The 6,708-nt window shown below is 73.0% G+C and carries 9 protein-coding genes; 6 read left to right on the top strand and 3 right to left on the bottom strand.

What is annotated here, in order from left to right:
* Positions 1 to 99: 99 nt before the first annotated feature.
* Both ACZ6NC_RS12695 and rpmG read right to left on the bottom strand, forming a co-directional pair.
* Positions 100 to 351 carry a type B 50S ribosomal protein L31 gene (locus ACZ6NC_RS12695; RefSeq protein ID WP_465731845.1) on the bottom strand — a complete coding sequence of 84 codons (252 nt, stop codon included), beginning with the start codon at positions 349 to 351 and terminating at the stop codon, positions 100 to 102.
* Positions 352 to 388: 37 nt separating this feature from the next.
* Positions 389 to 553, bottom strand: coding sequence for a 50S ribosomal protein L33 (rpmG, locus tag ACZ6NC_RS12690; RefSeq protein WP_465731843.1), 165 nt, complete (start codon positions 551 to 553; stop codon positions 389 to 391).
* A gap of 188 nt (positions 554 to 741) precedes the next feature.
* Between rpmG and ACZ6NC_RS12685 the strand changes: the two genes are divergently transcribed.
* From ACZ6NC_RS12685 to ACZ6NC_RS12665, 5 genes are all read left to right on the top strand, one after another.
* On the top strand, positions 742 to 1,848 hold the full coding sequence (locus ACZ6NC_RS12685; RefSeq protein WP_465731841.1) for a M24 family metallopeptidase: 1,107 nt from the start codon (positions 742 to 744) through the stop codon (positions 1,846 to 1,848).
* A gap of 85 nt (positions 1,849 to 1,933) precedes the next feature.
* Positions 1,934 to 2,497 (top strand): elongation factor P, encoded by a 564-nt coding sequence (gene efp / locus ACZ6NC_RS12680; protein ID WP_465731839.1) that lies wholly within the window; start codon positions 1,934 to 1,936, stop codon positions 2,495 to 2,497.
* A 4-nt stretch (positions 2,498 to 2,501) separates the two neighbouring features.
* Complete coding sequence (gene nusB / locus ACZ6NC_RS12675) at positions 2,502 to 2,939, top strand: transcription antitermination factor NusB (RefSeq protein ID WP_148647555.1); 438 nt, start codon at positions 2,502 to 2,504, stop codon at positions 2,937 to 2,939.
* 158 nt (positions 2,940 to 3,097) lie between these two features.
* Positions 3,098 to 3,940, top strand: coding sequence for a thioesterase family protein (locus tag ACZ6NC_RS12670; RefSeq protein WP_465731837.1), 843 nt, complete (start codon positions 3,098 to 3,100; stop codon positions 3,938 to 3,940).
* 174 nt (positions 3,941 to 4,114) lie between these two features.
* The gene (locus ACZ6NC_RS12665) at positions 4,115 to 5,041 is read left to right on the top strand and encodes a hypothetical protein (RefSeq protein ID WP_465731835.1); all 927 of its coding nucleotides are present in this window, start codon (positions 4,115 to 4,117) and stop codon (positions 5,039 to 5,041) included.
* A gap of 209 nt (positions 5,042 to 5,250) precedes the next feature.
* Here ACZ6NC_RS12665 and bldD read toward each other — a convergent pair whose 3' ends face one another.
* A complete protein-coding gene (gene bldD, locus ACZ6NC_RS12660; protein ID WP_031072501.1) occupies positions 5,251 to 5,754 on the bottom strand; it encodes a transcriptional regulator BldD in 504 nt (167 codons plus the stop codon).
* A 329-nt stretch (positions 5,755 to 6,083) separates the two neighbouring features.
* On the opposite strand from bldD, the gene pyrR reads away from it, so the two are divergent.
* The gene (gene pyrR, locus ACZ6NC_RS12655; protein WP_465731833.1) at positions 6,084 to 6,707 is read left to right on the top strand and encodes a bifunctional pyr operon transcriptional regulator/uracil phosphoribosyltransferase PyrR; all 624 of its coding nucleotides are present in this window, start codon (positions 6,084 to 6,086) and stop codon (positions 6,705 to 6,707) included.
* The last annotated feature ends 1 nt before the right edge of the window (position 6,708 follow it).

The raw sequence follows: 6,708 nt of genomic DNA, 5'->3' as shown, positions 1-6,708 counted from the left end.
TCCCCCCCGCCCCCCCCCCCCCCCCCCCCCCCCCCCCCCCCCCCCCCCCCCCCCCTCCCCCCCCCCCCCCCCCCGCTTCGGCGTTTCGCGCGGACGGGCTCAGCTGTGCCGGTCGCCGTACCGCTGGCGGAACCGCTCGACGCGGCCGGCGGTGTCCATCACGCGGGACTGGCCGGTGTAGAAGGGGTGGCTCGCCGAGGAGATCTCGACGTCGATAACCGGGTAGGTGTTGCCGTCCTCCCACTCGACCGTCCGGTCGCTGGTCAGCGTCGACCTGGTCAGGAAGGCCAGGTCGCCGACCTTGTCGCGGAAGACGACCGGGCGGTAGGCGGGGTGGATGCCGGGCTTCATGGGCGGGGCTCCTCTCGGGGTGTGGACGGGCCGGGGTTCAGCGCTCTTCGCGGAAGTCGACGTGCTGCCGGGCGGCGGGGTCGTACTTGCGCTGCACCATGCGGTCCGGGTCGTTGCGGCGGTTCTTGCGGGTCACGTACGTGTAGCCCGTCCCGGCCGTGGACCTGAGCTTGATGATCGGGCGAAGTTCGCTGCGGGCCATGGGTGTCCTCCTGGTGGTCGGGGCCGTTCGGCGTCGGTCGGAACCGTGCACCGAAATGGAAGTCATTTTCACCTGCTCTAACGTGGCCTCCGTCCTGCTCATTCCCGGGCCACCGGGCCCGGGGCGACACGTGCCCGGGTGGGGGTGCTCGGCGGGCGGATCGGGGTGGGGCTCCGTAGGCTCGACGCATGTCTGATGCGTACGCGGGCCGGCGGGAGCGCCTGAGGGAGCACTGCAGTGCGGCCGGGGCCGATGCGGCGCTGATCACCCGGGCGGCGAACGTGCGGTACCTGACCGGGTGCCCGCCGTGCGGGGCGACGCTGTTGCTGACCCGGGAGCGGGTGCTGCTGGCGCTGCCGGACGACCTGCCGCCGGACGACACCGGGGAGCACCTGATCGCGGAGGACGTGACCCAGGTGCCGGTGGCGGCGGGGGCGGACACCGCGTTGGCGGCCGCCGCGGCCGCGGCGCGGCTGCGGGTGTCGGACCTCGCGGTGGAGGAGCACGATCTGACCGTGAGCCGCCACCGCGCGGTGGCGGGCCTGGCCGAGGGGATCCGGCTGGCGGATCTCGCGCAGGCGGTCGAGCGGCTGCGGGTGGTCAAAGACGAGCACGAGATCGCCGACCTGCGGATCGCGGCCGAGATCGCCGACCAGGCGCTCGGCGAGCTGCTGGAGTCGATCCTGGTCGGCCGGACCGAGCGGCACCTGGCGATGGAGCTGGAGCGCCGGATGATCGACCACGGCGCGGACCGCGCGGCCTTCCCGGTCTCGGTCGGCACCGGCAGCCACTCCGGCCAGCAGGCGCACCAGCCGACCGACCGTCGGGTGGAGGAGGGCGACTTCCTCACCGTGGTGCTCGGCGCGCAGTACCGGGGGTACGGCGTCTCCACCGCCCGGACCTTCGTCATCGGTGCCGCCCCCGCGCCCTGGCAGGTCGAGCTGCACCGGCTGGTCTTCCGCGCGCAGCGGGCCGGGCGGGAGGCGCTCGGGCCCGGGGTCGAGCAGTACGTACCCGACCAGGCGGCGCGGGAGATCCTCCAGGCCGCCGGGCACACCGAGAGCTCGCCGCACCCGGTCGGCCACGGTATCGGGCTGGAGATCCGGGAGGCGCCGCGCCTCGGTCCGTCGGACATGGGTAAACTGGACAGCCGCGTACCGGTCACCGTCGGCCCGGGGGTCCACCTCCCAGGCAAGGGCGGGGTCCGGATCGAGGACACGCTCGTCGTGCGCCCCCTCGAAGAGGGCGGACCCGAGCTGCTCACCATCACCACCAAGGAGCTCCTCGCCCTGTAGGCCCGCGGCTGCCCGGGAGGCTGCCGCAGGCGGCAGGACGCACCCCTTGGTTCCTTGACAGCTATATCCAGGAGTTAGTGCGCCCGTGGCTTCCACGAACGATCTCAAGAACGGCATGGTCCTCAAGCTGGAGGGCGGCAAGCTCTGGTCCGTCGTCGAGTTCCAGCACGTCAAGCCCGGCAAGGGCCCGGCCTTCGTGCGGACCAAGCTCAAGGAGGTCCTGACGGGCAAGGTCGTCGACAAGACCTTCAACGCCGGCACCAAGGTCGAGACCGCCAACGTCGACAAGCGCGGCATGCAGTTCTCGTACAAGGACGGCGACAACTTCGTGTTCATGGACACGGACACCTACGACCAGACCACGGTCGAGCCGGCCGTCGTCGGTGACGCCGCCAAGTACCTGCTCGAGGGCTTCGAGGCCCTGGTCGCCATGTACGAGGGCTCCCCGCTGTACATCGAGCTCCCGGCCTCGGTCGAGCTGACCATCTCCCACACCGAGCCGGGCGTCCAGGGCGACCGCTCCACCGGTGGTTCCAAGCCGGCCACCCTGGAGACCGGCGCCGAGATCGCCGTCCCGCTGTTCATCGTGACCGGCGAGAAGATCAAGGTCGACACCCGCGACGGCAGCTACCTCGGCCGGGTGAAGTAAGTCCGTGTCGGCCGCACGCAGCAAGGCCCGTACCAGGGCCTTCCAGATCCTTTTCGAGGCCGACCACCGCAACGTCGACCCGCTGACCGTCCTCGCGGACTGGGTGGCCCGTGCCCGGGAGCCCAAGCCGGACGAGGGCACCCCGCAGGTCGGCGAGTACACGATGGAGCTGGTCGAGGGTTATGTCCAGCACGCCCGCCGGATCGACGACCTGATCTCGGAGTACGCGGTGGGCTGGACGCTCGACCGGATGCCGATCGTGGACCGCAACGTCCTGCGGCTCGGTGCGTACGAGCTGATCTGGGAGGACGGCGTCCCGGACGCGGTCGTCCTGGACGAGGCCGTCGAGATCGCCAAGGAGTTCTCCACGGACGACTCCCCGGCCTTCGTCAACGGCCTGCTCGCCCGCTTCCTGGAGCTGAAGCCGAGCATCCGCCGGTAGCAGCACCCGACGTACGGCCGTCGGATCCCGGCAAGGGGTCCGGCGGCCGTCGTGCGTTTCGCCCGGGTGGCCTATGGTGGGACCCTACTCGCCAGTAACCTGGTGCGCCGGTGACCCCGCTCGCCGGCGACCCCGCAGCGAAGGGCAGGCCACCCCTCATGACCACGGCGATCCGCAGCGAGTTCGACCAGGGCATCGCCCTGACCCGCCACCCGGACGAGCCCGGCCGCTACGACGGCGAACTGGGCGCCGGCTGGCAGATCGGCGGCGGCGTCAACGGCGGGCTGCTGCTCGCCATGGCCGGCCACGCGCTCTCCCTGGAGCACGGCGCGCGGGAGCCGGGCGGCCACGCCGACCCGGTCTCGATCAGCGGCTACTACCTCTCCGCCTCCACCCCCGGCCCGGCCACCGTCCGCACCGAGGTGCTGCGCAGCGGCCGCTCGCTCTCCACCGGCACCGCCTCGCTCAGCCAGAACGGTGTCGAGCGCCTCCGCGTCGTCGCCAGCCACGGCGACCTCGCCGCCGCCGACGGCGAGGTGCGCACCACCGCGCAGCCGCCGCAGCTGCCGCCGCCGGACCAGTGCATCGGCGTCGAGCACGCCCCCAAGGAGCTGATCGCGCAGGCCGCCCTGCTGGAGCGGTTCGACCTGCGGCTCGACCCGGCCACCATCGGCTGGGCGCTCGGGCAGCCCTCCGGCAACGGGCGGATCCAGGGCTGGTTCCGGCTCGCCGACGGCCGCCAGCCCGACCCGCTGCTGCTCCTGCTGGTCGCCGACGCGCTGCCGCCGGTCACCTTCGACCTCGGCCTGCCAGGCTGGGCGCCCACCATCGAGCTGACCGTCCACCTGCGGGCCCGGCCGGTGCCCGGCTGGCTGCGCGTCACCCACGCCACCCGCAACGTGGCCGGCGGCTACTTTGAGGAGGACGCCGAGGTCTGGGACGAGGCCGGCCGGCTGGTCGCGCAGTCCCGCCAGCTGGCCCGGGTGCCGCGCCCGGCGTGACGGCCGCGCCCGGCGCGGCGGTGCCGACGGGGCGGGCCGACACGCCCGCTTCACGTTCGGTTACATTCCTGTGACACGCCGTACGTGTGCGACACGCGGGGCTGGGGAGGACAACGGTCAGCGGTACAACCCACCGCTGACCTTGATCCGCCCGTCCGCCCCCAGGAGCCCACGATGAGTCGCAACGGCCGCGCCCGTCGCACCCCCGACTGCACCGCCGCCGGCCCGCGGCCCCGCCACCGGTCGCGGCACGAGCGGGCCGAGCGGCGCCCGGCCGGCGGCGACCAGGCCTTCGTCATCGGCGTCCTGACCAGCGCCGCCGACTTCGAGCGCGCCCGCGCCTGGCGCCTCTCCGACGCGCCCGACTACGCGTCCTACCTGCGGGACACCGCCGAGCTGCTGACCGAGGCGCAGCGCGGCTTCGACACCGTCCGGGCCCGGATGTTCCACCCGCAGGACTTCGAGGAGTTCTGCCTGCTGAACGGCCTCGACCCGGCCGAGCCGGCCGCCCGCGACCGCTACCTGGTCAACCCGCCGCTCCAGACCCAGCTGCTCGCCTACCAGGGCGAGGAGCTGGCCGACGACTTCGTGCCCCGGCTGGTCCGGGCCCGGGAGAACGGGCTGACGCTGCGCCACGCCGACCTGCTGCTGGACGGCGGGCTGTACGAGGAGCGTGGCCGCCCGGTGCGGGAGGCGTACCAGCGCGGCGCCGAGGTGTTCCGCCGGATGCTGGTGGGCGCGGGCGCCGGGGTGTACGAGCTGCGGCTCGCGGTGGACGCGCCCGGCGGGCGGCTGACGGCGGCCGCCCGGGTGCTGCAGTGGGAGGACGGAGTCGTACGGATCAACGACGAGGATCTGGAGCTGGTCTGCGCGGTGCTCTGTGCCGGGCTGGCCCGGGAGCTGCCGGGGCTGGCGGTGCTGCACGGCGCGCAGGGCTCGGCGGACTCCGGCGAGGGCCGCGGCGGAGCCGCTGATGGGCACTACCGGCAGACGGCGTGGGCCTGGGTCAGCGGCGGGCAGGACTGGGCCCCGGCCGGGGGCACGGTGCGGCTGGACGGGGTGGCGGCGGAGCCGGGCTACTCGCTCGGCACGGTCTGCTGAGCCTCGGCGCGGCCCCGGTGAAGCCCCGGCGTGGCCCCGGAGAGGCTTCCGACGGGCCCGTGGCCGTACGGCCGTGCCACGGCGCGGGCCCGTGGCGTACGGACGCGCGACGGCGCGGGCCCCTGGTCGGGGCGCCGCGCCGTGACGTTTCTGCTGAGCTCCGCCCGTTTCTGCAGGTGAGAGCGGGGCGGGGCCGGTGTGGCGAGCGGTCAGCTCGCCTCCTCCTCGCGCACCGCACGGCGCGCGTCGGGGTTGAGCACACCCCAGGAGATCAGCTGCTCGGTGAGGATCGACGGCGACTGGTCGTAGATCACGGCCAGCGTGCGCAGGTCGTCCTGGCGGATCGAGAGCACCTTGCCGTTGTAGTCGCCGCGCTGGCTCTGGATGGTGGCCGCGTAGCGCTGCAGCGGGCCGGCCTTCTCGGACGGGACCTGGGTCAGTCTTTCGAGGTCCAGCACCAGGCGCGGCGGCGGCTCGGCCGCGCCACCGGGCGTACCGCCGGGCAGCAGCTCCTGCACCGGCACGCCGTAGAACTCGGCTAGCTCGGCCAGCCGCTGCACGGTGACCGCACGGTCGCCGCGCTCGTACGAGCCGACGACGACTGCCTTCCAGCGCCCCTGGGACTTCTCCTCGACACCGTGCAGGGAGAGCCCCTGCTGAGTGCGGATCGCTCGGAGCTTGCCTCCGAGTTGCTTCGCGTAGTCGCTGGACATTGGTCTCCCCGGACGAGATTGCTTCGCGTTCAGTGGTGGGTCACGGGCGATTGCCGACGTCGTTACCGGTGGGTTCGACGCCCGTCTCGTAACTCACTGTGAGGTTACGTAGAGTGAGGTAGTTGCGTCAAGCCGAATGGGGCAGTCGTGCGAATGGCCCGCATCGACGGCACGTCCGGAGCGTTAACCCGATGAAGCGGAATGGTGTCGGTCCGTTTGCAGGTGGCCGCGCTGGTACGATGGCCGGAGCCCGCGCCACGTCGGCGGGGGCCATCCCAGACATCCTTTAAGACCCGTCCCGTGAGGCGGGGAAGGAGGTCCGCTTCGGCATGACCGCAGACCAAGAAAACACGCCGCGGCCGCCGCACCAGGTGCTGGACGGCACGGACATCGCCCGGGTGATCACCCGGATAGCGCACGAGATCGTCGAGCGCGCCAAGGGCGCGGAGGACGTCGTGCTGCTCGGCATCCACACCAGGGGCGTCCACCTGGCCCGCCGCCTGCACGCCAGGCTGGCCCAGATCACCGGCCGCGACATCCCGCTCGGCACCCTGGACATCACCATGTACCGGGACGACCTGCGGCTCAAGCCCGCCCGCGCGCTGGAGCACACCGAGATCCCGGGCGACGGCATCGACGGCCGGCTGGTGATCCTCGTCGACGACGTGCTCTTCTCCGGCCGCACCATCCGCGCCGCGCTCGACGCGCTCAGCGACATCGGCCGCCCGCGCGCCGTCCAGCTCGCCGTCCTGGTCGACCGAGGCCACCGCGAGCTGCCGATCAGGGCCGACTACGTGGGCAAGAACCTCCCCACCTCGCTGCGCGAGGCCGTGCAGGTCCGCCTCGCCGACACCGACGGCGTGGACGCCGTCCTGGTCGGCGACCGCGACTACGCGGCTCGCTCGTCGCAGGCCCTGGCCTCCCGGCCGTCCGAACCGCACCTCCCGGAGTAAC

The organism is Kitasatospora sp. NPDC041988, from assembly GCF_055588525.1.
This window is presented reverse-complemented; position numbering and strand designations above follow the sequence as displayed.

Bases quoted from the DNA above. Each gene is read 5' to 3' on its own strand.
- ACZ6NC_RS12695 (WP_465731845.1), bottom strand. From the start codon at position 351: ATGAAGCCCGGCATCCACCCCGCCTACCGCCCGGTCGTCTTCCGCGAC.
- rpmG (WP_465731843.1), bottom strand. From the start codon at position 553: ATGGCCCGCAGCGAACTTCGCCCGATCATCAAGCTCAGGTCCACGGCC.
- ACZ6NC_RS12685 (WP_465731841.1), top strand. From the start codon at position 742: ATGTCTGATGCGTACGCGGGCCGGCGGGAGCGCCTGAGGGAGCACTGC.
- ACZ6NC_RS12670 (WP_465731837.1), top strand. From the start codon at position 3,098: ATGACCACGGCGATCCGCAGCGAGTTCGACCAGGGCATCGCCCTGACC.
- ACZ6NC_RS12665 (WP_465731835.1), top strand. From the start codon at position 4,115: ATGAGTCGCAACGGCCGCGCCCGTCGCACCCCCGACTGCACCGCCGCC.
- bldD (WP_031072501.1), bottom strand. From the start codon at position 5,754: ATGTCCAGCGACTACGCGAAGCAACTCGGAGGCAAGCTCCGAGCGATC.
- pyrR (WP_465731833.1), top strand. From the start codon at position 6,084: ATGACCGCAGACCAAGAAAACACGCCGCGGCCGCCGCACCAGGTGCTG.